This window comes from Thiobacillus sp. (assembly GCF_013693775.1).
Taxonomy (GTDB): domain Bacteria; phylum Pseudomonadota; class Gammaproteobacteria; order Burkholderiales; family Thiobacillaceae; genus Thiobacillus.
The window spans coordinates 278223-304262 of sequence record NZ_CP059257.1; the positions used below are offsets into that span (position 1 = coordinate 278223).

Annotated in this window: 31 protein-coding genes and 1 tRNA gene; 25 read left to right on the forward strand and 7 right to left on the reverse strand. The window is 62.5% G+C overall.

Going from position 1 to position 26040, the window contains the following annotated elements; translation table 11 throughout:
* The first annotated feature begins 55 nt into the window (after positions 1-55).
* Both HZY77_RS01355 and HZY77_RS01360 read left to right on the forward strand, forming a co-directional pair.
* Positions 56-901 carry an ABC transporter substrate binding protein gene (locus HZY77_RS01355; protein ID WP_296817992.1) on the forward strand — a complete coding sequence of 282 codons (846 nt, stop codon included), beginning with the start codon at positions 56-58 and terminating at the stop codon, positions 899-901.
* A complete protein-coding gene (locus HZY77_RS01360) occupies positions 901-2991 on the forward strand; it encodes an EAL domain-containing protein (RefSeq protein ID WP_296817994.1) in 2091 nt (696 codons plus the stop codon). Before HZY77_RS01355 ends, HZY77_RS01360 begins: the two co-directional genes overlap by 1 nt.
* Positions 2992-3014: 23 nt before the next feature.
* On the opposite strand, the gene HZY77_RS01365 is transcribed toward HZY77_RS01360, so the two are convergent.
* From HZY77_RS01365 to mfd, 4 genes are all read right to left on the reverse strand, one after another.
* Positions 3015-3215 (reverse strand): cation transporter, encoded by a 201-nt coding sequence (locus HZY77_RS01365; RefSeq protein WP_296817996.1) that lies wholly within the window; start codon positions 3213-3215, stop codon positions 3015-3017.
* A gap of 96 nt (positions 3216-3311) precedes the next feature.
* Entirely contained in the window at positions 3312-3620 is a 309-nt protein-coding gene (gene flgM, locus HZY77_RS01370) for a flagellar biosynthesis anti-sigma factor FlgM (protein ID WP_296636078.1), read from the reverse strand.
* A gap of 77 nt (positions 3621-3697) precedes the next feature.
* Positions 3698-4552 (reverse strand): phosphoserine phosphatase SerB, encoded by an 855-nt coding sequence (gene serB / locus HZY77_RS01375; protein WP_296817998.1) that lies wholly within the window; start codon positions 4550-4552, stop codon positions 3698-3700.
* Between the two features lie 8 nt (positions 4553-4560).
* Positions 4561-7953, reverse strand: a complete 3393-nt coding sequence (gene mfd / locus HZY77_RS01380) for a transcription-repair coupling factor (RefSeq protein WP_296818000.1) — start codon at positions 7951-7953, stop codon at positions 4561-4563.
* Positions 7954-8040: 87 nt separating this feature from the next.
* On the opposite strand from mfd, the gene ppa reads away from it, so the two are divergent.
* Positions 8041-8589, forward strand: a complete 549-nt coding sequence (gene ppa / locus HZY77_RS01385) for an inorganic diphosphatase (RefSeq protein ID WP_296818002.1) — start codon at positions 8041-8043, stop codon at positions 8587-8589.
* Positions 8589-9140, forward strand: a complete 552-nt coding sequence (locus tag HZY77_RS01390; protein WP_296818004.1) for a metallophosphoesterase family protein — start codon at positions 8589-8591, stop codon at positions 9138-9140. Before ppa ends, HZY77_RS01390 begins: the two co-directional genes overlap by 1 nt.
* Before the next feature lie 62 nt (positions 9141-9202).
* Here HZY77_RS01390 and HZY77_RS01395 read toward each other — a convergent pair whose 3' ends face one another.
* Positions 9203-10411 (reverse strand): HD-GYP domain-containing protein, encoded by a 1209-nt coding sequence (locus tag HZY77_RS01395; RefSeq protein ID WP_296818006.1) that lies wholly within the window; start codon positions 10409-10411, stop codon positions 9203-9205.
* A gap of 149 nt (positions 10412-10560) precedes the next feature.
* A complete protein-coding gene (locus tag HZY77_RS01400) occupies positions 10561-10917 on the reverse strand; it encodes a thermonuclease family protein (protein WP_296818008.1) in 357 nt (118 codons plus the stop codon).
* Positions 10918-11251: 334 nt separating this feature from the next.
* On the opposite strand from HZY77_RS01400, the gene HZY77_RS01405 reads away from it, so the two are divergent.
* Positions 11252-11542 (forward strand): high-potential iron-sulfur protein, encoded by a 291-nt coding sequence (locus HZY77_RS01405; protein ID WP_296818011.1) that lies wholly within the window; start codon positions 11252-11254, stop codon positions 11540-11542.
* 161 nt (positions 11543-11703) lie between these two features.
* Here HZY77_RS01405 and HZY77_RS01410 read toward each other — a convergent pair.
* Positions 11704-11780 (reverse strand) — tRNA-Arg (locus HZY77_RS01410).
* Between the two features lie 238 nt (positions 11781-12018).
* Here HZY77_RS01410 and HZY77_RS01415 point away from each other — a divergent pair.
* From HZY77_RS01415 to HZY77_RS01510, 20 genes are all read left to right on the forward strand, one after another.
* Positions 12019-13242 carry a site-specific integrase gene (locus tag HZY77_RS01415; RefSeq protein ID WP_296818013.1) on the forward strand — a complete coding sequence of 408 codons (1224 nt, stop codon included), beginning with the start codon at positions 12019-12021 and terminating at the stop codon, positions 13240-13242.
* Positions 13243-13299: 57 nt separating this feature from the next.
* On the forward strand, positions 13300-13554 hold the full coding sequence (locus HZY77_RS01420; protein ID WP_296818015.1) for a type II toxin-antitoxin system HicA family toxin: 255 nt from the start codon (positions 13300-13302) through the stop codon (positions 13552-13554).
* Positions 13551-13886 (forward strand): type II toxin-antitoxin system HicB family antitoxin, encoded by a 336-nt coding sequence (locus HZY77_RS01425; protein ID WP_296818017.1) that lies wholly within the window; start codon positions 13551-13553, stop codon positions 13884-13886. The genes HZY77_RS01420 and HZY77_RS01425 overlap by 4 nt, the downstream gene beginning before the upstream one ends.
* Before the next feature lie 492 nt (positions 13887-14378).
* A complete protein-coding gene (locus tag HZY77_RS01430; protein WP_296818019.1) occupies positions 14379-15008 on the forward strand; it encodes a hypothetical protein in 630 nt (209 codons plus the stop codon).
* Complete coding sequence (locus HZY77_RS01435) at positions 15005-15409, forward strand: hypothetical protein (protein WP_296818021.1); 405 nt, start codon at positions 15005-15007, stop codon at positions 15407-15409. The genes HZY77_RS01430 and HZY77_RS01435 overlap by 4 nt, the downstream gene beginning before the upstream one ends.
* A gap of 240 nt (positions 15410-15649) precedes the next feature.
* Positions 15650-15877, forward strand: a complete 228-nt coding sequence (locus HZY77_RS01440; protein ID WP_296818023.1) for an AlpA family phage regulatory protein — start codon at positions 15650-15652, stop codon at positions 15875-15877.
* Between the two features lie 3 nt (positions 15878-15880).
* On the forward strand, positions 15881-17395 hold the full coding sequence (locus HZY77_RS01445; protein ID WP_296818025.1) for a DEAD/DEAH box helicase: 1515 nt from the start codon (positions 15881-15883) through the stop codon (positions 17393-17395).
* Positions 17376-17579 carry a primase-helicase zinc-binding domain-containing protein gene (locus tag HZY77_RS01450; RefSeq protein ID WP_296818027.1) on the forward strand — a complete coding sequence of 68 codons (204 nt, stop codon included), beginning with the start codon at positions 17376-17378 and terminating at the stop codon, positions 17577-17579. The genes HZY77_RS01445 and HZY77_RS01450 overlap by 20 nt, the downstream gene beginning before the upstream one ends.
* 76 nt (positions 17580-17655) lie before the next feature.
* Positions 17656-18351 (forward strand): toprim domain-containing protein, encoded by a 696-nt coding sequence (locus HZY77_RS01455; protein ID WP_296818030.1) that lies wholly within the window; start codon positions 17656-17658, stop codon positions 18349-18351.
* A complete protein-coding gene (locus HZY77_RS01460) occupies positions 18348-18542 on the forward strand; it encodes an AlpA family phage regulatory protein (RefSeq protein WP_296818032.1) in 195 nt (64 codons plus the stop codon). Before HZY77_RS01455 ends, HZY77_RS01460 begins: the two co-directional genes overlap by 4 nt.
* A gap of 124 nt (positions 18543-18666) precedes the next feature.
* Complete coding sequence (locus tag HZY77_RS01465; protein WP_296818034.1) at positions 18667-19698, forward strand: AAA family ATPase; 1032 nt, start codon at positions 18667-18669, stop codon at positions 19696-19698.
* Between the two features lie 404 nt (positions 19699-20102).
* Positions 20103-20573 (forward strand): hypothetical protein, encoded by a 471-nt coding sequence (locus HZY77_RS01470; RefSeq protein WP_296818036.1) that lies wholly within the window; start codon positions 20103-20105, stop codon positions 20571-20573.
* 74 nt (positions 20574-20647) lie between these two features.
* On the forward strand, positions 20648-21088 hold the full coding sequence (locus tag HZY77_RS01475; RefSeq protein WP_296818038.1) for a Bbp16 family capsid cement protein: 441 nt from the start codon (positions 20648-20650) through the stop codon (positions 21086-21088).
* Between the two features lie 14 nt (positions 21089-21102).
* On the forward strand, positions 21103-21774 hold the full coding sequence (locus HZY77_RS01480) for a hypothetical protein (protein ID WP_296818040.1): 672 nt from the start codon (positions 21103-21105) through the stop codon (positions 21772-21774).
* Between the two features lie 796 nt (positions 21775-22570).
* Positions 22571-23023, forward strand: a complete 453-nt coding sequence (locus tag HZY77_RS01485; RefSeq protein ID WP_296818042.1) for a hypothetical protein — start codon at positions 22571-22573, stop codon at positions 23021-23023.
* A 12-nt stretch (positions 23024-23035) separates the two neighbouring features.
* Positions 23036-23563, forward strand: coding sequence for a hypothetical protein (locus HZY77_RS01490; RefSeq protein WP_296818044.1), 528 nt, complete (start codon positions 23036-23038; stop codon positions 23561-23563).
* 15 nt (positions 23564-23578) lie between these two features.
* Entirely contained in the window at positions 23579-23761 is a 183-nt protein-coding gene (locus HZY77_RS01495) for a hypothetical protein (protein ID WP_296818046.1), read from the forward strand.
* Complete coding sequence (locus tag HZY77_RS01500) at positions 23758-23982, forward strand: hypothetical protein (protein ID WP_296818048.1); 225 nt, start codon at positions 23758-23760, stop codon at positions 23980-23982. The genes HZY77_RS01495 and HZY77_RS01500 overlap by 4 nt, the downstream gene beginning before the upstream one ends.
* Before the next feature lie 6 nt (positions 23983-23988).
* Entirely contained in the window at positions 23989-24249 is a 261-nt protein-coding gene (locus HZY77_RS01505; protein ID WP_296818050.1) for a helix-turn-helix domain-containing protein, read from the forward strand.
* Positions 24246-24725, forward strand: coding sequence for a hypothetical protein (locus HZY77_RS01510; RefSeq protein ID WP_296818052.1), 480 nt, complete (start codon positions 24246-24248; stop codon positions 24723-24725). The genes HZY77_RS01505 and HZY77_RS01510 overlap by 4 nt, the downstream gene beginning before the upstream one ends.
* Positions 24726-26040 lie beyond the last annotated feature (1315 nt).

Here is a 26040-nt window from a genome sequence, read left to right on the forward strand (position 1 = left end):
NGGGGTGGCGTGCGTCTGCCTTGCCATCGTGTCGTCTCAGGCTGTTGCAGCCCGGGTGGCAGTGTTACTGAGCGACGATGCGACACCTTACCAGGAGGTGTATCAGGTCATCCGTGCCTATCTCGACGATACTCCGCACGAGGCTGTCCGGGTATATGCCGAGGGATTGACGCCCGCTGCGCTGAACGATGCTCGCCTCGTCGTGGCCGTCGGCGTGGGCGCGGCAGAGGCACTGGCCGCACTGCCCGAGCGNCCCCCTGTGCTGGCGATTCTGGTACCGCGAGCGTGGTATCTCAAGACAGGGCGTGCGCGCCTGGGAAGCAGCAGCCGTCGCGGCCTGTCGGCCATTTACCTCGATCAGCCCTTCGAGCGCCAGGCACTCCTGATCCGTCTGGCCTTGCCGGACGTGCGGCGCGTGGGCGTGTTGTTGAGCGCCGAGCAGAGCAGCGTAGTGAACGAGTTGGACAGTGCATTGCGCGCACAGGGGCTCAGTCTGGTCTATGCCACGCTGACGCCGGATGAGCGCCTGATCACCCCGCTGGAAGCGGTCTTGACGGAAGCCGATTTGCTGCTGGCGCTGCCGGACCCGCTGGTGTTCAACCGCAACACGGCACAAAGCCTTTTCCTGACATCCTACCGCTACCGCGATCCGGTACTGGGCTATTCGCGTTCGCTGACACGGGCAGGCGCGCTTCTGTCTTTGCATTCCAGCCCGGCACAAATCGGCCGTCAGGCTGCCGAATGGATCAGCAGCGCCATGCAGGGAGGAACGGTGCGCCTGCCGCCCCAGCCTACCCCNAGTTATTTCAGCGTTTCGATCAATGATCAGGTGGCGCGTTCGCTCGGATTCATCCTGCCGCCCGAAGCCGATCTGGAAAAGCGTTTGGAGGGGAGAAACTGATGGCACGGTCACTGGGAATACGGGGGCGTGTCATCGGACTGGCCATTGTGCCGGTAGCCATCATCGGTGTCCTGCTGATGTTCCAGCTCATCACGGGAAAAATCGATGATCTCGACCAGTCACTGCGCACCCGCGCCCTGGCCATTGCGCGCCAGCTGGCGCCAGCGGCCGAGTATGGCGTCGCCTCGGGCAATATCGAAGTGCTGCAGACGCTGCTCGAAAAAGCGGCGATCGAGCCGGACGTGCGCGGCGTGGCGGTGTTCTCCGAAAACGGCCAATGGCTGGCCCAGTTCGGTCTGGGCGTGTGGGCGAATCCGTTGGANAAACGCATGCCGACCGACCATATCTACCAGATTGAATACAAGGACCGGCTGGTCTATTACGCGCCGATCACGCGTACCGAGGTGGCGGTCGACGACTTCAATCCGGACGGCCGGGCTGCAGCGAAGGGGGCCCAGACCCGGCTGCTGGGCTGGGTGGGCCTGGACGTGTCGCGTAGTGCCACTATTCGAAGCCAGCGCGAGTCCATCCTGCGCAGCCTGGCGATCCTGCTGGTCGGTCTGGGCGTCAGCCTGTATCTGGCCTGGCGCATCGGTCGCCAGATTACCCGGCCGATCCTGTCCTTGACCCATACGGTCAGCCGTATCGGCGAGGGGCATCTGGACGAACGGGTTGACACGAGCGGGCAGGTCGAGCTGGGGGTGTTGCAGCGCGGGGTCAATCACATGGCCGCTCATCTGCAGGCCATGCAGGACCAGATGCAGGAGAAGATCGATCGGGCCACGGCGCGCCTGATTTATCAGGCCAGCCACGATGCGCTGACCGGGCTGATCAACCGCCGCGAGTTCGAGCAGCGCCTCGAGCGCACGCTGTTGACGGCTCTGCAGCAAGGCCGCGAACATGCGCTGTGCTACATGGATCTCGACCAGTTCAAGGTGATCAACGATTCCTGCGGCCATGCCGCGGGCGACGAATTGCTGCGCCAGCTGGCGCTGTTGCTGAAAGGCAATCTGCGCGAACGCGATACCCTGGCTCGCCTNGGGGGCGACGAATTCGCGCTGTTACTGGAAAACTGCAGCATTCCGGATGCGTTGGAAGTGGCAGATACCTTCCGCGCCGAGGTACAGCGTTTCCGCTTCAAATGNGGNGATCGCATTTTCTCGGTCGGCATGAGCGTGGGCATGGTGGCGATCAATGCCGAGAGCGGCACCGCGGCGAGTCTGATGTCGGCGGCGGATGCGGCGTGCTATGTGGCCAAGGATCGCGGACGCAACCAGATTCACCTGTACGAGAGCCGTGATTCCGACCTGGTGCGCCACCGTGGGGAAATGCAATGGGTGACGCGTATCCAGCGGGCATTGGAAGAGCACCGCCTGCGTCTGTCGTGGCAGGAGATTCGTCGTGCCGACGGCGTCGAGGAGCCGGTCCGCCATGTCGAATTGCTGCTGCGGATGATCGACGAGGATGGCAGCGAAATCCTGCCGATGGCGTTCATACCGGCGGCGGAGCGCTATTCCATCATGCCGGCCATCGACAGTTGGGTGATCGAGGAGACGCTGCGTCTGTGCCAGCGCTATCTGGAGAGTAAACGCGAGCGCAATTGCCTGTTTGCGGTCAACCTGTCGGGGGCGTCGTTGAAGGATCCGGCATTCCGCCGCATGTTGCTGGCAAGTCTTGACGAGAACCCGGCCTTCGGCCCGCATCTGTGCTTCGAGATCACCGAAACGGCCGCCATCGGCAATCTTGCCGTCGTCAACGAGTTTATCGAGGCCATGCGTGCGTTCGGCTGCAGCTTCGCGCTGGACGATTTCGGCAGCGGCCTGTCGTCCTTCACCTATCTGAAGAACCTGAACGTGGATTACCTCAAGATCGATGGCGCATTCGTGCGCGATATCGCCAACAATGCCATTGATCGCTCCATGGTCGAGGCGATTCATCGCATCGGCCACCAGATGAACCTGAGAACCGTGGCTGAATACGTCGAATCGGATCAGATCCTGGCGTTATTGCGACAGATNGGGGTGGATTACGTGCAAGGCAACGGAATTCACCAGCCCGAGCCGCTGGAAAACCTGTGCGGCCAGACCTGAAGCGCGACGGTCAGTTCAGTCGCTCACCCGAAGCCTGCGTCGACGATGGCCTGCACCATGGCGGCGCGCTCAACGCGGGCGGGATCGTATGTCACCCGTGCCTGGCCCGGCGTCAACGTGACAACCGCAGTTTGCACACCCGGCAGGGCTGTCAACACCTTGGTGACACTGTTGACGCAGCCGCCGCAGGTCATGCCGGTCACGGATAAAACGATTTCGTTCATGCGCTACCCCAAAAGAAGTTTCAGGGCACGATTTTATTCCAGTTGAAAAGCAAAAGCCCGCGGATTGCGTCCGCGGGCTTGCGATGGGGGCGGAAATCACTTCTTGCGCGGGCGCTTGCGCAGGGTTTCCTTGGTATGGTCGATCAGACGGTCGGCCACCACCTCGGCGTCGACCGCAAAGGTCCCATTGGCCAGTGCGGCCTTGACCGATTCAACTTTGCCCGCATCGGTGACGTCGACCGATGCCAGCTGGGACTCGAGCGAGCGGATGCGGGTGCTGGACTCGGTCAAAGTCAGCGAATCGCCGCTGCCAGCGGTGGGGGCTGAGGTTTTGCCGGCACCTTTGCCCTTGGCGGAAGACACTTTGCTGGCGGCGGGCGGGGTGATGCGCTTGTCGATTTTCACGGGGATTCCTGGTCGCGGGGGTCGATCTTATGACTGATTGGGCACTCAATGGTTTATCGGCGGCCCGCAGATTTTCTTTAGCCACTGCGTCCATTTTCGCCCAGCAGCGGGATCAGGCCGTCCAGACCCACCTGATTCAGTGCGTAAGCGGCCTGGGCGCGTACCACGGGCTTCGCGCGGTAGGCAATGCTGATGCCGGCTTCGGCCATCATTTTCAGGTCGTTGGCACCATCGCCCATGGCAATGACCTGTCCTCGATCCAGGCCCAGCTCGATGCGCACGCGATTGAGCCAATCGGCCTTGCCCTGGGCGTCGACGATGTCGCCGAGGACACGGCCGGTCAGTTTGCCGTCGGCCACCTCCAGCGTGTTGGCGGCGGTGTAGTCCAGCCCCAGTCGGGATTGCAGCCGTTCGGTAAAGAAAGTGAATCNCCCTGACACCAGCAGGGTCCGGATTCCGGCGGCGCGAATTGCCGCCAACAGGGTTTCCGCCCNCGGCGACAACTGCAGGCGCTCGTCATAGACGCGCTGCAGGGCCGACTGGTCGAGCCCGGTCAGCAACGACACCCGGCGGCGCAGGCTCTCGGCAAAATCGATTTCGCCGCGCATGGCCGCTTCGGTGATGGCCGAGACCTGGGGTTTCAGCCCCTGCATGTCGGCAATCTCGTCGATGCACTCGATGGTGATGAGGGTCGAGTCCATGTCCATCACCAAGAGGCCGAAGTCGTCGATGTGCCGTCCGTCCGGCACCCAGCTGCAGTCGAGAGAATTTTCCTCGCAAAATGCGGCGACCTCGGCATGCGGCCGGTCGTCGGCGGCCACCAGCCGGAACGCGGTGAGCGAAACAGCCTCGATGGCCGTGGCGCCGGTCAGTTTGGCGAGCTGTTTGAGGCTAGGCGTGGGGATGTCGCGTCCCTGGACGATCAGATTCATGCGGTGTGCTATTTCAGTAAATTGAACAGGGTAATGACGTTGGCGGCGCGTGCTTCGACGGCCGAATTGGCAGTCCAGCGCAGGCGGTTCTCGCCCGCCAGCTTGATATCGCGCCGGCTCTGGATAAGCTGGATGATGCGCCCCGGATCGATGGNGGGCTGGGGGACGAACTGCAGCAGGATGCTGTCCGCATTGGCGTCCACCTTCATGATGCCGAGCGGCCGAGCGGCCAGCCGCAGGCGGTGGGTGTCGAGCAGCGCGCGTGCGGGATCGGGCAGCTGGCCGAAGCGGTCGACCAGCTCTTCCTGCAGCTGGGTGAGCTCCTCCGGGTCGTGCACGCTCGCCAGCCGTTTGTACAGCACCAGACGCTCGTGGACGTCGGGGCAATAGTCGACCGGCAGCAGCGCGGGCATATGCAGGTTGATTTCCGACACGACACCCAGCGGCTGGTTCATGTCGGGTTCCTTGCCGGCCTTCAGGCTCGCCACCGCGCCGGCCAGCATGTCGTTGTAGAGCGAGAAGCCGACCTCGAGGATTTCGCCGCTCTGCTTTTCGCCCAGCACCTCGCCGGCGCCGCGGATTTCCAGGTCCTGCATGGCGAGATGGAAGCCGGAGCCCAGTTCTTCCATCAGCTGGATCGCTTCCAGGCGCTTCTTCGCCTGCGGCGTGAGGGTGCGGTCTTCCTCCACCAGCAGGTAGGCAAAGGCCTGGTGGTGCGAGCGCCCGACGCGGCCGCGCAGCTGGTGCAATTGGGCGAGCCCGAACTTGTCGGCGCGGTTGATGAGGATGGTGTTGGCAGTGGGAATGTCGATGCCGGTCTCGATGATGGTGGTGCACAAGAGAATGTCGTAGCGCTGCTGGTAGAAGTCGCGGATCACCTGTTCCAGTTCGCGTTCGCCCATCTGGCCGTGGCCGACGCGGATGCGCGCTTCCGGCAGCAGCTTTTCCAGCCGCTCGCGCATGGCTTCGATGGTGCTGACCTCGTTGTGCAGGAAGTACACCTGGCCGCCGCGCTTGAGTTCGCGCAGCACCGCCTCGCGGATCAGCCCGCCGGAAAACGACTGCACGAAGGTCTTGATCGCCAGCCGCTTCTGCGGGGCCGTTGCAATGACCGAAAAGTCGCGGATGCCTTCGAGCGACATCGCCAGCGTGCGCGGGATCGGGGTGGCGGTCAGCGTGAGGACGTCGACCTCGGCACGCAGTGCCTTCAGCTGTTCTTTTTGCCGGACTCCGAAGCGGTGCTCCTCGTCCATGATGACCAGTCCCAGCCGGGCGAACTTGACGTCCTTCTGGATCAGCCGGTGGGTGCCAATGACGATGTCGAGCTTGCCATCCTTCAGCGCCTGCAGGGCCTCGGCCTGCTCCTTCGCGGTGCGGAAGCGCGACAGCTCGGCGAGCTTCACCGGCCATTGGGAAANACGATCCGAGAAGTTGTTGAAGTGCTGCTCGGCGAGCAGCGTGGTCGGCACCAGCACCGCCACCTGGTAGCCGCCCATCACCGCCATGAAGGCGGCGCGCAGCGCGACCTCGGTCTTGCCGAAGCCGACGTCGCCGCATACCAGCCGATCCATCGGCTTGCCAGCCTGCATGTCGGCCATCACGGCGGCGATCGCGGCGGCCTGGTCGGGCGTTTCCTCGTAGCCGAAGCCTTCGGCAAAGGCCTCGTAGTCGTGCGGCGAGAACTTGAATGCGTGGCCTTCGCGCGCCGCGCGCAGCGCATACAGATTGAGGAGCTCGGCGGCCGTGTCGCGTGCGGCCTGCATCGCGCGGCGACGCGCCTTCTCCCACTGGTCGGTGCCCAGTTTGTGCAAGGGCGCCGNCCCTTCGCCGGCGCCGGAATAACGCGAGATCAGGTGCAGGTTGGCGACCGGCACGTAGAGCTTGTCGCCCTTGGCGTATTCGAGCTGCAGGAATTCGGTGTCGCCGTCGCCGAGGTCCATGTTGATCAGGCCGAGATACTGGCCGACGCCATACTGCGCGTGCACCACTGGATCGCCGGGCTTGAGTTCCGAGAGGTCGCGCAGCAGGTTGTCGATCTGCGTCGCGCGGGCCTCGCGGGCGCGACGGGTTTTCGGCGGGATGGCGTAGAGCTCGGTTTCGGTGATGACGGCGAGCGTGCCGTCGGAGCTGACGAAGCCTTCGGCAAGCGGGCCATAGGTCAGCAGAATGCGGTCGGATTTCAGCTGGCAGCCTGCCCAAGCCTCGCAGAGTGTTGCGTCGAGACCGTGTTCGGCGAGGTATTCGTGCAGGGTTTCCCGGCGGCCGGCAGACGGGGCGACGATCAGTACCTTGCCTTGGAATCCATCGATGAAGCCTTGAAGCTTGGCGACCGGATGCGCTTCGCGGCGGTCGACCGCGATCGATGGCACCGGGCGCGCCAGCCCGTCGTCGGCTTGCTCAATATCCAGCCGTGCGTAGTCCTTGGCCAGGCTGAAGAAGGTGTCGGTCGGCAGGAACAATTCGGCCGGCGGCAACAGCGGGCGATCCTTGTCGCCCGCCAGCAGGCGATGGCGGCCCTGTGCGTCGGCCCAGAACGCCTGCCCCGCCGGGTCGAGCGCGCCGTGGCTGACGAAGCGCGTGTGCCTGGGCAGATAGTCGAACAGCGTCGCCGTTTCGTCGAAGAACAGCGGCAGGTAGTACTCGATCCCGGCCGGCGCCAGACCGTTGCTGACATCCTTGTAGAGCTTGGACTTGGACGGATCGCCCTCGAAGCGCTCGCGGAAGTTCTGGCGGAAGCGGGTGATGCCGGCCTCGTCGAGCGGGAATTCGCGCGCGGGCAGCAGGCGTACTTCGTTGACCGGATAGATGCTGCGCTGGGTGTCGACGTCGAAGGCGCGCAGCGTCTCGATCTCGTTGTCGAACAGGTCGATGCGGTAGGGCAGGGCGCTGCCCATGGGGAAGAGGTCGATCAGTCCGCCGCGGATCGAGAATTCGCCCGGCGCGAACACCTGGTTCACATGGGTGTAGCCGCCCAGCGCCATCTGCGCGCGAAAGGCCGGCTCGTCGAGGACGTCCTTCTGCTTCAGGAAGAAGGTGTGGGCGGCGAGGAAGGCCGGCGGCGCCAGCCGGTACAAGGCGGTGGAGAGCGCCACCACCGCGATGTCGAACTCGCCGCGCGAAATCTGGTACAGCGTCGCCAGCCGCTCGGAAATCAGGTCCGGGTGCGGCGAGAAGGTGTCGTAGGGCAGGGTTTCCCAGTCGGGGAAGGCGCATACCCGCAATGCTGGGTCAAACCAGCGCAACTCCTCGGCCAGCCGGTTGGCGTCCCACGCACTCGCGCATACCACCGCCAGCGGCGCGGCATGGCGCGCCAGTTCGGCCAGATACAACGCATCGGCCGCGCCGGCGAGGCCGGACTGACGGTGGCCGGAAGGCGGGGAAGAAGGGGAGAAGAACGGCATGCGCAAATAGCGTGATTATATCGGGCGAGCGAAGCGCGGTGGGGGACGGGTATAATGGCCGGCTTTCCCGTTTTCAGCCTGAATACCATGAGCCTCGATCGCGTCAGCTCCGGCCGCAATCTGCCGGATGACTTCAATGTCATCATCGAAATCCCCGCCCACGGCGAACCGATCAAGTACGAAGTCGACAAGGAATCCGGTGCCATGTTCGTCGACCGCTTCATGTCGACCGCCATGCACTACCCCTGCAACTACGGCTACATCCCGCATACCCTGTCGGAAGACGGCGATCCCGTCGACGTGCTGGTGATCACCCCGATCCCGCTGATTACCGGCGTGGTGGTGCGCTGCCGTCCCATCGGCATGCTGAAGATGACCGACGAAGCCGGCGTCGACGCCAAGCTGTTGGCGGTGCCGGTCGACAAGCTGTGCGGTCTGTACAAGGGCGTCCACAAGCCCGAGGACCTGCAGCCGCTGCTGCTGCAGCAGATTGCCCACTTCTTCGAGCACTACAAGGACCTCGAGCAGGGCAAATGGGTCAAGGTCGAGGGCTGGGTCGGCATCGACGACGCTCGCGCCGAAATCCTCGCCGGCGTCGAGCGCTATCGCAACGCCGCGGACAAGCCCGCGTTCTGATGAAGGTCTGCATCCTCTCCGACTCGCACGACAACCGGCGCCTGCTCGGCGCCGCGGTCGAGCACGCCAAGGCGCACGGAGCGGAGGCGGTGTTGCACTGCGGCGACGTGGTCGCGCCGACCACGCTGCGCGTGCTGCAGAAATACGAGTTGCCGGTGCACGTCATCCATGGCAACAACACCGGCGACCTCTACAACATGACGCGGCTGGCCGCCGAGCCCAACAGCGTCATCCGCTATCATGGCCAGGACGCGGCCTTCACCCTGGCCGATCGCAATTTGTTCCTGGTGCATTATCCGCACTACGCGCAGGCGCTCGCCTGTACTGGCGACTATGACCTGGTGTGTTGCGGCCACGACCACAAGTCCAGCATCGCGCAGGTCGCCACCGTCAAGGGCGGCCACACCTGGCTGATCAACCCGGGAACCGTTGGCGGTGTCGGTGCGCCGCCGACCTATATCATGGCCGACCTCGCAGCCATGCAGTTCGAGATCGTCACGATCGAAGCCGCGCCGGCTTCAGTGTTGCCGCCCGTCACGCCGCATGTCTAGACAGCCTGCCTGAGGCCTTGCTGCCAGGTTGTAGTCGGGGTTTCGGTTGACGGCAAGCCTGATCAGGTTGCCCAGAGTTCGTCCAGATTCGTGATTCCCCATTTGGCCGCGTCTTCACGGCTGACAATCTTTTCCGTGATGGATGGGCGGGAAAGGTCGATCAATTCCGGCACGATGTAGGTTTGCGACTTGGTCGAGAAGAATACCTTGACGCGTGGCGCCAGCAGCGATTTTTCTGATTGCTCGACCACGACTGCCAGACGGCCTGACGCGAGTTTGACCAGCGAGCCGACCGGATAGATGCCGATGCTTTTGATGAATGCCTGAAAGACGTGCTCGTCGAAGTGTCCCTTGCTCCACTCGGTCATTTTCCGGATGGATTCAGCCGGGTCCCAGCCCGCCTTGTAGGGGCGATTGGAGGTGATGGCGTCATACACGTCGCACACGGCCCCCATCTTGGCGAAGAGACTGATTTCGTCGCTTGAGAGCCGGTCAGGGTAACCGCTTCCGTCGACTTTCTCGTGATGGTGCAGGCACACATCGAGCACGATGTCGCTGGCGGTATTGCCCTCGATCAACAGGCGGTGACCTTCGACTGGGTGGCTCTTGATGATACGGAATTCGTCGTCGGTCAGCCTGCCCGGCTTGTTGAGTACGTCCATTGGCATCAGGGCCTTGCCCAGATCGTGCATCAGGCCAGCCATGCCGGCTTCACGCACGTTCGTTTCATCCAGATCCAGTTGGCGTGCCAGCGACACCATCAACGCGCAAACCGCAACGGAATGCATGTACGTGTAGTCGTCGGCGGTCTTGAGGCGCGCCAGGCTGATCAGTGCGCCAGGGTTGCGTATCACGGACGAGGAAATTTCTTCGACCAGTTTGCTGGCATCCTCGGCACTGATGGCTTTTCCCATGCGGACTTCCCGGAACATGGAGACAACCGCCTTCTTGGCCTTGGCGCAAATCATGGCCGCACGCTGCAGCTCTTCGCTCATCGATGCCGGTTTGAGCGCATCGATTCCGGGTGCAATCTCGGTATGCATCACAGCGGTAACCGATGGCCCGGGTTCTTCCTTGGCCGTGGGTATGTCGAGGCCTTTGGCGACATCGATCCAGACCTCGGTGATGCCGCTATCGCAGATGCGGCGGATGTCCTCGGTGTCCGTNNCAGTAAACTTGCTGCGCCAGAATGGATGTTCCATCCATGAGCCGCACAGCCCATGGAGATGCATGCCCAGTTGCAGATCTCGGGCCTTGATTTTCTTGAGCACGGCGTTTATTCGATCAATCTATTTAATGGCCATTCTAGGTGAAAACGACGTTTTGTACCGGACATGATTCCTGGATATGTCCGTTTCAGCATGATTCGTCGGTGTTCGATCTTGCCGAGCCTGATCCGTGGCATCGCCATTGCCTGGTACTAGCGATGGCGGGCCGTGCCTGATTGGCAATAGTCAGGCAAGGGGAGCTTTTGTGCCTCCGGTCTTTCAATCGGCCAATATCGGCCGCCGGATACAGCGGGGCAGTCCCGGGCCAGACCAGCCCGGATCACCGCTGCGGCAATATCTTGTCCGGCCACATAACAAATCCCGACTTCGTGCATTTGAAATTGAGTTCCATCAAGCGTGCAGTGCACCGGCTCGCCTTCCGCATAATGTTCCAGGAATGCTGTTGCTTCATTTCCACCGGACTGCTGGTTGTCTGGGGCTGCGATGCCCAGTAAACGCACCTTGATTGTTCCATGATCGGTGGTGACGTGAATCGTATCGCCGTCCACGACATGGGCCGTGCCGGATATTTCAGATTGTGCGAAGACCGGAAGTGAGACCAGAAGGCAGAGCAGGCCAATTTTTTCATCGTGAACTCCCGTGTATTCTGGGACTCATAATTCTACTGCCTCAGCACATGCGAAACAGGGCGCCGGATTGGAGGCAGTTTTTCTTGTTTGAACGGAACGGTGAAAACAGGATCACTGTGTCTTTATTTGATATATATTAGGCACGATCTGATTCAGGCGTAAGCCCAAGTCAGCCTCAAGGCGAACCGGTTCCCTGTCGTCACGTAGTATGCCGGAGCGCCATTTATTAACCGCCAGCAAAAGGAAGCCAGCAATGAAAGAAGAACAGAAGCCTTCACGTCGTCAATTCCTGAAGATCAGCGGCGCAGCGCTCGCCATAATTCCCGTGGTCGCTGTATCGGGAAAGGCAATGGCCGCAACCAATGCCGCCATGCGCACTTCGATGAAATACCAGGACAAGCCCAACGGAGACAAGCACTGCGCAACCTGCATGCATTTCGTTCCGGGTAAAACACCGAAGGCGCTTGGCGGCTGCAAGATNTTTCCCGGAGACACCGAAATCTCNCCGCAGGGCTATTGCGTGGCTTGGGCTGCCGCCAAGTAGTTATCAGTAATCAATGAGTGATTCACGCATCTGAGCGAAGGCAGGCATGGATGCGCACGTGAGGCGGTGATTCGTTCACCGGCGGGCCAGCTTTACGCCGAAAACACGATCTACTGTTGAAATGAAAGGCCGATTCCATTTGGAATCGGCCTTTTGTATGGTGGTGCGCCCGAAGAGATTCGAACTCCTGACCCCTTGGTTCGTAGCCAAGTACTCTATCCAGCTGAGCTACGGGCGCTTTGAAGGTTGCGCATTATACGCAGTTTTGAGATATTGGACAGATGAAATCTGTCTGCAATCTGAATTTGGCGGAGACGGAGTCCGCCAAAGCATGGTCCGCTACAGTCCGTCACGGTAATGGAGTTGCGCGCATAGAGCCTTGCTGCTGTTGGTTTATTTACTGTTTGTAATACTAGAAAGTTCGTATTCGTCCGCTATAATCCAGCTATCAAATGGTGGGTATGGTGGAGGGTAGAATGTTGAGCGAACTGAAGATCAAACACGCGAAGCCTGGCTACTTGCTGGATGACAACGGGCTTTACCTGCAAGTGTCGAAGTCCGGAACGAAGTCCTGGATATATCGCTACCAGATGAACGGCCGACGCCGTGAGATGGGCTTGGGTGCCTTGGTCGACGTCCCCGCCAAAGAGGCGCGCCGTCGCGCTGCACAGGCCCGCGCCCTGGTACACGACAAGATCGACCCTGTTGAACACCGCAAGCAGCAGGCGGCTGCTGCAGCCGCAGAAGCTGCGAAGATAGAAGCCGGCGCCGTGACGTTCAAGCAAATGGCGCAGGCGTTCATTGAGAAGGAGCGGGTTGGCTGGAAGAACGCCAAGCACGCCTCACAGTGGGAGAACACGCTTGAAACCTATGCTTACCCGGTAATGGGAAATGTGCCGGTCGGTGAGGTGGACACCGCAATGGTGCTCGAAGTCGTCAAGCCCCTTTGGCTTACGAAGACCGAGACGGCGACGCGCTTGCGCGGGAGGATCGAGAGGATTCTTTCTTACGCCAAGTTCGAGGGTTTTCGGGAAGGGGAGAACCCGGCTGCATGGCGCGGACACCTTGAGAACGTGCTCCTGAAACGGTCCAAGGTTCGTCCGCCAAAGCACCTTGCGGCCCTGCCATACGGCGAGATGAGTCAATTTATTGGCATGTTGCGCGAACGCCANGGGGTCAGCCAGTTATGCCTTGAATTCGTGATCCTCACCGGTTGCCGCAGCGGCGAAGCCCTTAAGGCAACCTGGGGAGAGATCGACATGGAAAAGGGCGTTTGGATCATCCCGGCTTCGAGGATGAAGGCTGGCAGGGAGCATCGGGTGCCCCTCTCGGAGTCGGCGCTGGCCGTGCTCAAGAAGGCCGAGGAGGTGCGTCAAAGCGATTTCGTGTTTCCTGGGGCGCGCAGNCGAAAGCCGATGTCGGATATGAGCCTCACCATGGCCTTGCGCCGGTTGCACCCTGGATGCACTGTTCACGGTTTCCGTTCATCCCTTCGAGACTGGGCGGCGGAGGTAACGGACTACCCCGGAGAAATGGCCGAAATGGCATTGGCGCACGCGGTCGGCAACAAGGTGGAAGCGGCTTACCGGCGCGGCGACATGTTCGAGAAGCGCCGCCAGATGATGGCCGATTGGGCCGCGTGGTGCGAACCGAAGATGGCCGACAACGTGCGACCGATCCGAAGCAAGAAAGCGGCGTGACGATCTCGATCAAAAGAAAACGCTTTACATGGTTCCATTATTTGATACCATTCAAACATGAATGCCAGCCACCGCAAGACACTGATCGCCGTCTTTACCGACCCGGTCTCCAAGACACTTGAGTGGCGCCGCATCGAGGCATTGCTGGTGGCTGTCGGCTGCCAGGTGATCGAGGGCAACGGGTCACGCGTTCGCTTTGAGAAGGCGGGCCATATAGCCACCTTTCACCGGCCGCACCCTGCCAAGGAGGCGAAGCCCTACCAGGTGCGCGATGCAAGGCAGTTCCTGGAAAACCTTGGAGTAAAGCCATGAGCACGATGACACACAAAGGGTTCGCTGCCCGGGTCGAATACAGCGAAGAGGACGGCTGCTTCATCGGCCACATCGCCGGCATACAGGACGTGATCGGCTTCCACGGCGAGAGCGTTGCCGAGTTGAGGGCCGCTTTCGAGGAGGCCGTCGAGGACTATCTGGAGACCTGCCGGAAGCTGGGCAGGGAGCCGAGTCGCCCTTACTCAGGGCAATTCCGACTGAGGCTCGCCCCTGAGCTTCACGCTCGCGCCGCCATGGTGGCGGAGTCGCACGGCAAGAGCCTAAATGCTTGGGTTTCCGACGTGATCGAGAAGGGTATTACCGCCGCCTGACGGTCCTCGGGCAAAAGCGGGCCGGCAGGGTGCGTCAACACCCAACCAGCCCTGACCACAAAGCAACCTGTTTAGGAGATTGCATATGGCTGAAGCCAATCGTACCAGCAACGCGCACGACATGCCTGTGCGCGAGTACAACCAACTCCCTGGGGAGACCTCATTTACGGCACGAAGGAGCAGCTGCAGAGTATCGGCATCGCTGTCGGAATGGCGTTTCCCGGCGAACCCGGNGGACCGAAGCGCAGCCTTCGAGTTACAGATCCCCGCGGCCTCACTGCGAAGGTGGAGGCTTCTGGATACAAGGGGAAGGAATTTTCAGCGNNTGAGCATTCCTTTCCTGGTCGGGACATACCCGCTTCTGCCTCCTCCATTTTTGCTCCAGGCGTAAAAAGGAAGAGCTCACATGGGGCNGACTCGTATACGGGCACGGCTCTAGCGCTCGCTGCTGCCGGTTTAGTTCGCTATGAACGACTTCCGGGGCAGCCAGGAATGCGCAAGACGATAGTGACGATATTGCCCGACGGCTCGCTCCCTACCGGCGCGCCAACGGCAAATTGTCGAGAGGCCCGCGAGCCGGGGTCGATTCATATCACCAGAAAATCGAAGACGACATACCGCGTTGACGTTATGTTGCCCGACCATGAGAAGGAGCGCCGGCGTGAAGAGCAGTCTCGTGCTGAGCGCGAATGGGAAACCAGGATGAAGTCTTTGCCGCGCCCCGCGCCATTGTGCCGCACCAGCCAGGAACTTAGGGAAATTGAGGCCGCAAAAGACCTGATGGACTCGTGGCCCAAGTCTGCGGGCGCGTTCCGCGAGAGTTCACTCAACTATGCCGATTTCAGCCTCGGAATGCTAGAGGGCATGTTGCTTGATGGGCGTAGCGGCGGCTATCGGCTGTCTGACGATGCGGCACGTCGGTTCGAGGGGCTGGTGGATGAAATGATGGCGTTGATCAAGACGGGGGCGATCGTCATGGATCATGCACTGCGGGACAAGAACACGCCGTCTTGCGTTTTCAAAGCGGTGAAAGCCGCAGAGGAAAGCGCGCTGGCTCAGTACAGCGGGAACGTGGTTCCGTTTCGATCTCGGCAGACGCATCGCAAAAAGGGTTTATCGTGAACGACGACACATCATCTCTTGCCATGCAATCAGCAGGCCTTGCTGCGAGCACGTCTCGACAACTGCTTCGATCAGACGGTGAACAAACATTGCTCACAGCCCCTGTACCGCCAGAGATTGAAGCAGAGATGCGCCGCAAGGAAGAGCGGATCGAACGGGCGCGAATTCTGGTTCTGGAAATATGGCTTCAGGCCTACAAGTCCGGCGATTTGACGCTAGAGAAGCTGTGCATGAAGTCCAGGCAGGCGCTTAAGCGTGTTGGGGAAGGACACCGCCAGCGTGCTCTAGGCCAAATGCTCGACGCCGCTTTGGGGGCTTATGAAAGAGGCGAGGTTCCGCCGCGGTCGCGCGGAAATAAAGGCGAGCCCCTCATCTGCGTGAGCTTGCGAGGGGTTTGGTGACGATCGCAAATGAGGAATACGGCCACCCACTGAATCGCGCCGGTACTGACAAGCCAAGCGCCTTTGAGCGTGCTGCGGAAATTCTCACTGATCTTGGGGTGGGTGGCTTAACTCCGCGACAGATCGAGGAGTGGCACTACGAACCACCGAAGTAATGAGAATAGGCTGGGATTATTGATCTAACTGGAAAAACGAGGATGCACGTAACGGTCGGCAACGGCCATTTACGGAGCATCCCGAATGAACTACCAACTACCTGAAACTGGCTTTCTTCGCCTGTCTCAAATCATCGGCAACCCGAAAGCCGATCCACCGATCCCCGCGATCATCCCGGTCAAAAAAACCACTTGGTGGAACGGCGTCAAGAGCGGCATCTACCCCAAACCAGTAAAACTCAGTCCGCGCGTCACCGCCTGGCGTGTCGAGGACATCCGCAAGTTTATCAACGCGACGAACAGCGAGGGCTGAGCCATGACGGCCCCCGTCGAGCTTCGCCCCTACCAGGCGAATGCCATCGATCTGGCCAGGGAAAACGGTCGCGCCGGTGCCCTGCGGCAGATAATCTACTCGCCCACCGGCAGCGGCAAGACCGAGATCGCCATCGAGCTGATCCGCTCAGCCAACAGCAAATGCAAGCGCGTGGCCTTCATTGCCAACCGCATCGAGCTGGTCGAGCAGGCAGCGCGCCGGCTTCGTCGATCAGGGCTGAATGTCGGCGTGCTGCAGGGCGACAACACCCACCGGCTCGACGCGCCCGTGCTGGCGTGCTCGATCCATACCGTGGCCCGGCGTGGGCTGCCTGACATCGATCTGATCGTGATCGACGAGGCCCATGGGGTCGCCGGTTCTCGGCACTATCGGGAACTCCTCTTCCGGTACAACTTCATGCCGGTGATCGGACTGAGTGCCACGCCGTTTGCCAGGGGGCTAGGCAAGCACTACACAGAGCTAGGCGGGCCGCTGTTCGAGCGCATCGTGAAGGCCGCGAGCATCCGGGAACTGATCGACCTGGGCTTCCTGGTCGACTGCGACATCTTCGCGCCGTCCGAGCCTGACTTGTCGGGAGTGAAGCTGCGCAAGAACGAATTCGGAGAGTACGACTACGCCGAGAAGCAACTCGCGGCGGTCGTCGACAAGCCGTCCCTGGTTGGCGACATCGTGACCCACTGGAAGCGACTCGGCAACAACCTGCCGACCGTCTGCTTTGCCACCAGCATCGCCCACAGCAAGCACATCGCCAACGAGTTCAACGCCGCCGGAATCCCGGCCGAGCACATCGACTGCCACACCGACGAGGAAGAGCGCCGCGGCATCCTGGAGCGAGTCGGCAGCGGGCAGACGAAGGTAATCAGCAACGTGGGGATACTGACGGAAGGATGGGACTTCCCGGCCTGCGGCGTGATGATCCTGGCGCGGCCGACGCGAAGCCTGACCCGCTGGATTCAGATGGCTGGCCGGGTGCTGCGCCCCTATCCGGGAAAAGAGCGCGCCACCATTCTCGATCATTCCGGCAGCGCTGCGCGCCTGGGATACCCGACTGATGACCTACCGCTCGAACTGGATGACGGCACGCCGAAGAAATCCAGCGGCACCCGGCAGAAGGACGAGCCGAAGCCGAAGAAATGCCCGTCCTGCAGCTACGTCAAGCCGCCCAGCGTCCACGAATGCCCGGCCTGCGGGTTCAAGCCAGAGCGGCAGTCCGAGGTCGAGGTGGAGGCCGGCGAACTCGTCAGGCTCAAGCGCACCAAGAAGCCGACACGGGAAGAGAAGCAGGCTGCGTATTCCGCCTTGCTTTGGATGGCGCGCGAAAAGGGCCGCAAGCTTGGATGGGCTGCGCACATTTACCGCGACATCTTCGGGGTGTGGCCGAGNGGGCTTGATGACGTTCCGGCGCCAGCATCGGAAGCCCTGATCAACTTCGTGAGGTCACGAGATATTCGCCATTCCAAGCGGAAGGAGGCGGCCAATGCTGCAGCCCGTCCGTGAGCTGGCACACGGTCGCTGGCCCGGCATTCTGTCCCGCTTCGGCCTGACCGACAAGCAGCTATCCGGCCGGCACACGGCATGCCCTGTCTGTGGCGGCAAGGATCGATTCAGATTCGACGACAAGGAGGGGCGCGGGACGTTTTCTGCTCGCACTGCGGCGCTGGCGATGGTGTTGCCCTGGTGATGGCGCTACGCGGTTTCGACTTCAGGACGGCCGCCCAGGAGATAGAGGCTATCGCAGGGTGGTGCAGCCGGTGCCAGTGGCGAAACTCCCCGACGAGACCCAAAAGCTGGATGCGCTGCGGCGTGTGTGGAGCGAGTCCAAGCCCCTGGCCATGGGTGATGAGGTGATGCGCTACTTGGCTTGGCGTGGGCTCGATCTCTCGACGCCACCCGACAACCTGCGACTGCACCCGGCCCTCCAATACCACGACGGCGACAAGTTCATCGGCAAGTTCCCGGCGATGGTCGCGCTTGTCCAGGCACCAGACGGTACGGGCGCAACCCTGCATCGAACCTATCTTAAGGAAGGCCGCAAAGCACCTGTCGAGTGTCCGAAGAAATTGATGTCCGGCAAGCCCGTCACAGGGGCCGCCATTCGACTTTCTGGGGTGGATGAAGGGGTAGGCATAGCCGAGGGCATAGAGACGGCCCTGGCGGCTTCTATCCAGTTCGGCATTCCTGTCTGGTCATGCGTCACGGCGCACGGCATCGAAACGTTCGAGCCTCCTGCCGGCGTGAAGCGCATCACGATCTTTGCGGACAACGACGCCAGCTTCACCGGGCAGAAGGCCGCCTACACCGCCGCTTTCCGCCTGGTGCAGCGGGGCTTCGACGTGGAGGTGAGGGTGCCGCCGACAGTCGGCGACTGGCTTGACGTGCTGGAGGGTGCGCGTATTCCCCGGCCACAAGCCGACACTGAACGCACGGGACAACACAAGGAGCAACACGGATGAAGCTCATCAGCTACGAAGCTGTGCAACGAATGCTCGGCGGAGAGGAAGGGCCGAGTCGGCGGACGATCGAGCGTATGGTCGACCGTGGCGAGTTCGTTCAGCCGGTGCAGGTTGCGCCCAGGCGATTGATGTTCGTGCAGGATGAGGTCAATGCCTGGATCAAGCAGCGCCAGCGCAAGGGGACGGCATGACGATAGAAGCCATCGCACATTCGCCACCTATGGCGGCCGCACAAAAGAAACGCCCCACGAAGGGCGGGGCGCACAAGGTAAAACACTCAATGACCATGGTAGCACACAGAAAAATCAAGGCCGCATGACGGCCGACCCGTTCGGTGAAATTGCGCCGTCGCAAGATGAACTGAGCGTCGTGTTTGCCGACGAGCTGCCGGAATCCTTCACGCCGCCGGATGAAATCGTCCAAGACGTGCTCACGTCAGGTGGCGGAAGCATGCTGTATGGCGACAGCAACAGCGGAAAGACNTTTTTCGTGATCGACATGGCGTGCGCCGTTGCGCGCGGCGCCACCTGGATGGGAAAGCGTACGGAGCCGGGGCTGGTTGTCTATCTTGCCGCGGAGTCGCCCGAATCCGTGCGAAGCCGCCTGCAGGCGTATCAGCGACACCATCGGGTGCGAGTGCCGAATCTTGCAATCGTCCAAAGCCCTATAGACCTGTTTGACGGCGAGTCGGACACGGATGCTGTGATTCGCTTGGTGCGCCAAATCGAGCGCGTCCGGGGCCAGAAGGCGCGTCTGATCATCGGCGACACATTGGCGAGGATGTCGGCAGGCGCCAACGAGAACGCAGGTCAGGACATGGGCCTGGTGATCCGCCGCTTCGACCGGATTCGCACCGAATGCCGCGCGCACTTCCTGATGATTCACCACTCTGGCAAGAACGCGGCAGCAGGCTCTCGCGGGTGGAGCGGGGTGCGCGCCGCCGTTGACACTGAAATCGAAGTCACAGACTCCCCAGCCGGTCGCTGCGCAGAGCTCACCAAGCAGCGGGATCTGTCCAGCAAGGGGCTGCGCATCGGGTTTCGCCTCGCCGTGGTGCCATTGGGTGAAACCAAGTGGGGATCGCCGGCAACCAGCTGCGTCGTGGAGCCTACTGACGCTCCACAGAAGGCGTCTGGCAAGCGGCCCAGCGAAGTCAGAGGGGCGATCATCGAGATGCTCAGGGCGCAGGGAAAGCCGATTCGGAAAGCCGGGGTCGCAAAGCATTTTGACGGCCGGTACACGACGAGTGCCGTTTATCGCGAACTCAAGAAGATGGGCAGCGACGGAATTGTGAGAGAAATCGCCGGAACCGTTGAACTGCTTGGCTTTGACAGTGGTGCCAAATGATGCCGAATAGTGCGAATCACCAATCGGCACCACGGCAAAAATAGTGCCAATTGGTGCCGAGTCCTTTAGGACGGCACCAATCAGCACTATGCCCGGCATTGTTGCCATGCTCGGTATCGCCGCGACACTTCGGCGACACCCGGCGACACCCAAGCGGAAGTATCAGGAGTGGGGGAATGCCCTAGCCATGAGAGAGGGTGGTGGAACTGAGCAGCCGCATCCAATCATGGCGGGGCAAAGCGGGCGTAGGCTGCAACTCATAACTGAACTTGGCGCGAGTTCCTCACAGCCCGCCGGAATCGAGTATGGCGGAGCAATAATCCGCCCGGTGAGCTTGATTGCTGGGCATTACGGGCATTCACGCATAACTACCCGCCACAGTACCCACCACTATGGAGGCAAGAGTGACCGATCTTGATTTCCTCAAGCAAGCCCACGCCGCCCTGCGCGATGCGGCCAATGCCGAGCGCGACCCGGACAAGCGCCGGCACCTGGGCGTACTACGCGACGAGGCGTGGTACAGGATGACCGGCCGCATCGTCTTCGAGCTTGCCGACGGCGTGTGCCTGGTCGACGGCGTGCCAGTTCACTATCGGTCGAGGGGCGTGCCAATCGCCTGGCTGGTCCTCGCTGCTCACCGGCACCGCACCGGGCTAGGCCGAGTTGAATGGTTCTATCCTGGCACCAGCGGGCACCGTTGCGCCGTGCAAGCCCTGCGCCGCGCCGCCGATGAGCTTGAGCGCGTATCGGTCAGGCTGGCGAGCGTGATCCGCAGCATCGGCACCCACGACGGCACGCTGGTCGTGAGAGGGGACGCGGGCGCCATCGAGTGCGTATCGCCTACGCTTGCGCGTGCCGTACGAGGGGGCGCGTGACTTCCGCGTGACTTTTCAACACTGACCGCGCAACCCACGCGATGCTGAGGCCATCTTCAACCAGGAGCCCCGCCATGCTGCTCGATGCAAACCTGCAACTGTCCAACGCCCAGGCCGTCACCGTCACGGCCTTTTCCACGAACACCGTTGACCAGGGGGCCATCCCCATGGTCCAGCGTAAGCCGCTGTATGCCGCCATCACCGTTGACCAAAGCGCGACCGCTGCCGGCGCGGCAACCGTCACCTTTCAGCTGGTGAGCTCGGCCAGCGCCAACCTGTCGAGCCCCACCGTGCTGGGCTCATCCGACGCCATCCCCATCAGCGACCTGGTGGCCGGCCGCAAGCCCATCTTCGTCAAGGGCGCCATGACCAGCATGCCGGCCGGCCATCGCTACGTAGGCCTGCAGTACATCGTCAGCACCGGCCCGCTGACTGGCGGCGCGTTCAGCTGCTGGCTCACTGACGACGACATCAACACCGGCGCAGTCTATGCCGGCGGCTTCAACGTGGCTTAACCAGGAGCGCGACCATGCCCACCAAAACCCAAATCCTCTACGAACAGATCCAGGAGCTCGAAACCGAGCTGGAGAATGCCGACCGTGCACACCGCACAGCGGTGAACGATGTGGCTGCCTCGCCCAGCGATGCGGACGCGCGCAACCGGGCGCGGGAAGCCGCCACACGCGGCGCCGACCTGCGCGGCGAGCTGGCCGTGATGCGCCAGGCGCTCGCCACCGCCGAGGAGGAAGAGCGCAGCGAGGAAGTCCAGGAACGCAAGCGCGAAGCGGTCGCGGCACTGCGCCGGGCCGAGGCGCTGGCGCCCAAGTGCATCAAGGCCAGCGAAGCGATCGACGAAGCCCTGGTGAATCTTGCCAAGGCGGTGCGCGCGCGGGTTGAAGCGGTCGACAAGTTCAAGGACCAGGTTGTCGACTTCTACCGCCTCGGCGCTGGTGAATTACACAACCCTTGGGACATTCACATGGTTCGCTCCGGCATCACCGATTCGGCGAACAACGCGATCGCATGCCAGATCGAGGAAGCAGTGCGCCCCCTGAATGCGCGCCAGTACAGCATGTCGTTCAATTTCGTACGCAATAGCCCCGACGAGCCCGAGCTTGCTGCGCGTGACACGGCGCGCGCAATCGACGGCGCGATCATGGCCGCCAAGTCCGCAGCGAGTAACCGGGGCCTCCCGCTATGAGCTACCGCACCGCCGCTGAACTGGGCGAGGCGATGTACGGCACGCCCTCGGAAGCCTCAACACCAGCCGCACCNCCACAGCAGCGGTCGCCCTCCGAACTTGCCGAAGCGCTCTACGGCACGCCCGACCCGGCAGCGCGGCCCCGAGCGCGCCGCAGCTTCGAACCGAGGCCGAACTCGGCGAAGCGNATGTACGGCAAGCCGCCGCCCCCGCCGGTCCAGCAGCCGCCATCGGATGAACCCACCCAGGCGCGCACCGCCGAGGAACTGGCCGAAGCCGCCTACCCCAAGCCGCCCGAGCCGGTGCAGCTCGACCCGGTGCCGGCCGAGGTGCAGGAACTGCGCGACGACGTGGCCCGGCGCCTCTACTCGGCGCAGGACACCTTCCGCGATGCCATCCCCGACGCGGACGAGGCGCAGCGTGCGGAACTGGCGGCGCAAGGCATNCACCCCGAGGCCGGGCGCAAGGCCACGGCCGAGCTGCGCGAGATTGCCGCCGACCTCGACCTCTCGCCGGCTGACGTGGCGAAGGTGCGGCAGCGCGCCACCCTGGTGCGCGACACGCAGCCCGATGTAATCGCCCAGCGCGAGGCCACCGTCGACGCGCTGAACCGCGAATTCGGCAACGACGCCAAGCAGGCATGGCGCGATGCCCGCGCCCTGGTGGCGCGCGATCCACGCGTCGGCCGGATGATCGAAGCGATGGGCGTCGGCGACGACCCCGAGGTGGTGGTGATGATCGCCCGCATCGCCCGCCAGCAGCGCGTTGCAGGGAAACTCAAGACGAGGTGAACGATATGGCCGCATCCACTGACCTGCAGCGCGACCTCGGTGCCACCATCGCCCATGTCGTCGGCCAGGCCGTCGTCGCACGGGCAGCCGGATGCGACATCCACCTCGCTGTGGATCTGCACTCGGATGGAGGGCATTTCGAGGGGGAATGCTGGGTGCGTCACCCGGACGGCGAGCTGCCCGAGCATGCCAAGCGCCCGCTCGGCGTGGCCGGGTGCCTTGCCTCGCTTGCCTTCCTGCGCGGATCACCTGACGAGCTCGACGCCGCAGAGCTGTTCGACCAGCTGCAGGCCGGTGAAGTCCACCTGTCACCCGCCGACGCGCAGATGGCCGAGGGCTTCACCCTCGCCGATGTGGCGCACGCACTCGACACCCTGCGCGCCCGCTGGCCGGTTGTCGCCGACGAGGTGGTGCGCATGTCGCCGCAGATTTTGAACAACATCGCCACAACACACTGAAAGGAGCCCTGAATGCCCACCATTTCACCTATCGGAACCGCCTCCCTCGCCCTGCAGGCCGCTGGCCTCGCCGCCAGTACGGTCGGCAGCTACTACTCGGCCCGCTTCCAGAAGAACCAGCTCGCGTTCGACGCCAGCATGGCCGACATCAACGCGCGCATTTCCGAACTTGGCGCGCAGTCCGCACTCGATCAGGGGCAGCGGCAGGTCGGCGCGCTGACCATGCAGGCCGGGAATCTGAAAAGCCGCCAGCGCGCAGCCCTCGCGGCAAATGGCGTCGACCTCGGCGAAGGCAACGCCGCCGAGATTCAGGCCTCGACCGCGATCATGTCGGAAATGGACAAGAACACGCTCGAAGCCAACGCCGTGCGCACGGCATGGGGCTACCGGACGCAGGGCACCAACTACCAGAATCAGGCCGTGATGGATCGCGGCGCCGCCGGCGGAATCAGCCCGTTTTCTGCTGGCGTCGTATCCCTGCTGACGGGTGGCGGGCAGGTTGCCGCGTCGTGGTATCAGCTGGACAAGGCATCACGGTAAGCGGCGGATAAGCCAGTGAAAACGGCGCAGCTCATCCCGAACCGGCTCGGCGCGAAGCTCACTCCCGAAGAGCGGCTTGCCGAGCGATACATTGACCAGCCGGCGCGCCTGCTGGAGCTGGCGGCGGAAACCCGCAATCGGGCGCTGTACCAGGTTGCGCGCGACATGTTGAGAAAGCCGAAGCGCGGCGAGGCATGATCCACGGCACTTCGTACATCGAGACAGCAGACACGCCCACCACGCGGGGCGATGAAGTCTACTCAACGCTCGAGGAAGTCGCCGCAGCGCTCTCCGAGGAGGAAGGCCGCACGGTGACAGTTCAGGAGGTGAGGAAGATCGAGTTCATGGCGCTGCGGAAGCTGCGCCGGATGCTGGCCACGATGGGCTTGACGTCCATGAATATGTTACCGGGAGACTGAGAAAAGATGCTCACGAAAATCGAGATTCTGTTCTGCAACGCCATCGGCAAGCTTGTCGGCACGTCGCACGGGATGGTGCGGCACGGCGATGATGTCGTCGCCAAGGCCCGCGAGATGCACGCGGCTGGCGTGGGGTATCGTGCCATTGGCAAGGCGCTCGGCGTCCATCGCTCAACCGTCCAGTCATGGGTCGGGAAGAGCGGCAACAAGAGCCGGAACGTCGAACCTGTCCGCATCAAGGTTTGCAGCCGAACGGTGCGGCCATGACGGAAGAAGCGAAGGTTGAGCGGGATGAGGCTGGAAAGCTTCTCCCTGGTCATGGCCTGAAGTCACCGGGGCGCCCGCATGGCAAAAGCCCGTCTGAGCAGGTGCGAGAGCTTATCGAGCCGCACAAGGAATCCATTATCGCCAAGGCCGTCCAGCTCGCCACTATGGGCGACCCGACCAGCATCAAGGTGTGCCTGGAGCGACTGGCGCCAGCGCCTCGCCCGGAAGCCGAGAAGGTGGTCGTGCCGGGCTTGAAGGAGGCAAAGACGCTGCAGGAAAAGGCGACCGCGATCCTTGCGGCGGTGGCTGACGGACAAATCAGCGCCGAGGCGGGCGACAAGCTGCTGCGCATGCTCGACACCTACGCGAAGGCGGTGGTGGTCGACGAACACGAGCGGAGGCTGCGCGCCCTCGAAGGCAAGCCGCCGATCGAAGGCAGCACAGGGCTGCTGCAACACGAGGACAAACCGGAATGACGGCCATCAACATTTCCCGCCGGCTGGAGAAGATCGAGGCCGCGCAATCCATCGCCCATGACGTTCGCGCCGAAATCCTTGCCGCGCGGCGCAAGCCGNNCCCGCCGACCCACACGCGAGAGGAATTGCAGGCACTCGCCGTAACGCCTGGCGACGTGGGGCGGATCGCCCGCGGGTGGTTGCGCATCGGGTTCGTCGCCGAGCGATCGACGCGCCGCAAGATCGACCCGGCTGCCGCATTGGCTGGGATGGCCGGGTACTTCTACGACAAGCCGCTGGCCTTCGTCCTGTTCTCCTACGAGTGGGACCGCGACCGCTCGCTGCAGGTTGTCAAGCTGCCCGAAGAATACCGCTCTGCCTATGACAGCGAGCACGGCCCCGATGCCTGGGCCTGCGAGTTGCTGGAGAGCGCGGGCCGGCAGGTGCGCGAGCGCGGCTTCAACGGCCGGCAAGCGGTCGATTCCATCAGATCCGCGATCAGCAGCGGCCATGGCATCGGCAAGAGCGCGATCACCGCATGGCTGGTCAACTGGATCATGAGCACGCGCCCCAACTCCCGCGGCGTGGTGACAGCCAACACGGCCCCGCAATTGGAATCCAAGACCTGGGCGGAAATCGGCAAATGGAACAAGCGCTGTATCTTCGGAGAGTGGTTTGATGTCACGACCGGAAAGGGCGCGATGCGCATGACCATGGCCGAATATCCCGAGTCCTGGCGCTGCGACGCGCAGACATGCCGGGAGGAAAACAGCGAGTCCTTCGCCGGCCTGCACGCTGCCGACTCGACGCCGTTCTACATTTTCGACGAGGCGAGCGCGATCCCGGCCAAGATTTGGGAGGTTGCCGAAGGCGGCATGACCGACGGCGAGCCGATGTGGTTCGCGTTCGGCAACCCGACCCGTACCGGCACCAAGTTCTTCGAATGCTTCAACGGCCAGCGCCACCGCTGGAACACGCGCCAGATCGACAGCCGCACATGCCAGATCACCAACAAGAAGCAGATCGAGGAGTGGGTGGCCGACTACGGCATTGGCTCGGACTTCGTGAAGGTGCGCGTGCTCGGCGAGTTCCCCAGCGCGTCCAGCCTGCAGTTCATCTCGCGCGATGTGGTCAACGATGCCCAGGCGCGAGAAGTGTCCAGCGAGCGCCACGAGGCTTTCGTCGTCGGCGTCGACCCGGCACGCTTCGGCGATGACAGCAGCGTGATATGGACGCGCTGCGGGCGTGATGCGCGTTCCTGGGAACCGATCAGGTTGAAAGGTGCCGATACAATGACACTTGCCGCCCGCGTGGTCGAGCATGTCAACACGCTGCG

Bases quoted from the DNA above. Each gene is read 5' to 3' on its own strand.
- HZY77_RS01365 (WP_296817996.1), bottom strand. From the start codon at position 3,215: ATGAACGAAATCGTTTTATCCGTGACCGGCATGACCTGCGGCGGCTGC.
- ppa (WP_296818002.1), top strand. From the start codon at position 8,041: ATGAGCCTCGATCGCGTCAGCTCCGGCCGCAATCTGCCGGATGACTTC.
- HZY77_RS01390 (WP_296818004.1), top strand. From the start codon at position 8,589: ATGAAGGTCTGCATCCTCTCCGACTCGCACGACAACCGGCGCCTGCTC.
- HZY77_RS01420 (WP_296818015.1), top strand. From the start codon at position 13,300: ATGAATGCCAGCCACCGCAAGACACTGATCGCCGTCTTTACCGACCCG.
- HZY77_RS01425 (WP_296818017.1), top strand. From the start codon at position 13,551: ATGAGCACGATGACACACAAAGGGTTCGCTGCCCGGGTCGAATACAGC.
- HZY77_RS01430 (WP_296818019.1), top strand. From the start codon at position 14,379: ATGCGCAAGACGATAGTGACGATATTGCCCGACGGCTCGCTCCCTACC.
- HZY77_RS01440 (WP_296818023.1), top strand. From the start codon at position 15,650: ATGAACTACCAACTACCTGAAACTGGCTTTCTTCGCCTGTCTCAAATC.
- HZY77_RS01450 (WP_296818027.1), top strand. From the start codon at position 17,376: ATGCTGCAGCCCGTCCGTGAGCTGGCACACGGTCGCTGGCCCGGCATT.
- HZY77_RS01460 (WP_296818032.1), top strand. From the start codon at position 18,348: ATGAAGCTCATCAGCTACGAAGCTGTGCAACGAATGCTCGGCGGAGAG.
- HZY77_RS01475 (WP_296818038.1), top strand. From the start codon at position 20,648: ATGCTGCTCGATGCAAACCTGCAACTGTCCAACGCCCAGGCCGTCACC.
- HZY77_RS01480 (WP_296818040.1), top strand. From the start codon at position 21,103: ATGCCCACCAAAACCCAAATCCTCTACGAACAGATCCAGGAGCTCGAA.
- HZY77_RS01485 (WP_296818042.1), top strand. From the start codon at position 22,571: ATGGCCGCATCCACTGACCTGCAGCGCGACCTCGGTGCCACCATCGCC.
- HZY77_RS01490 (WP_296818044.1), top strand. From the start codon at position 23,036: ATGCCCACCATTTCACCTATCGGAACCGCCTCCCTCGCCCTGCAGGCC.
- HZY77_RS01500 (WP_296818048.1), top strand. From the start codon at position 23,758: ATGATCCACGGCACTTCGTACATCGAGACAGCAGACACGCCCACCACG.
- HZY77_RS01505 (WP_296818050.1), top strand. From the start codon at position 23,989: ATGCTCACGAAAATCGAGATTCTGTTCTGCAACGCCATCGGCAAGCTT.
- HZY77_RS01510 (WP_296818052.1), top strand. From the start codon at position 24,246: ATGACGGAAGAAGCGAAGGTTGAGCGGGATGAGGCTGGAAAGCTTCTC.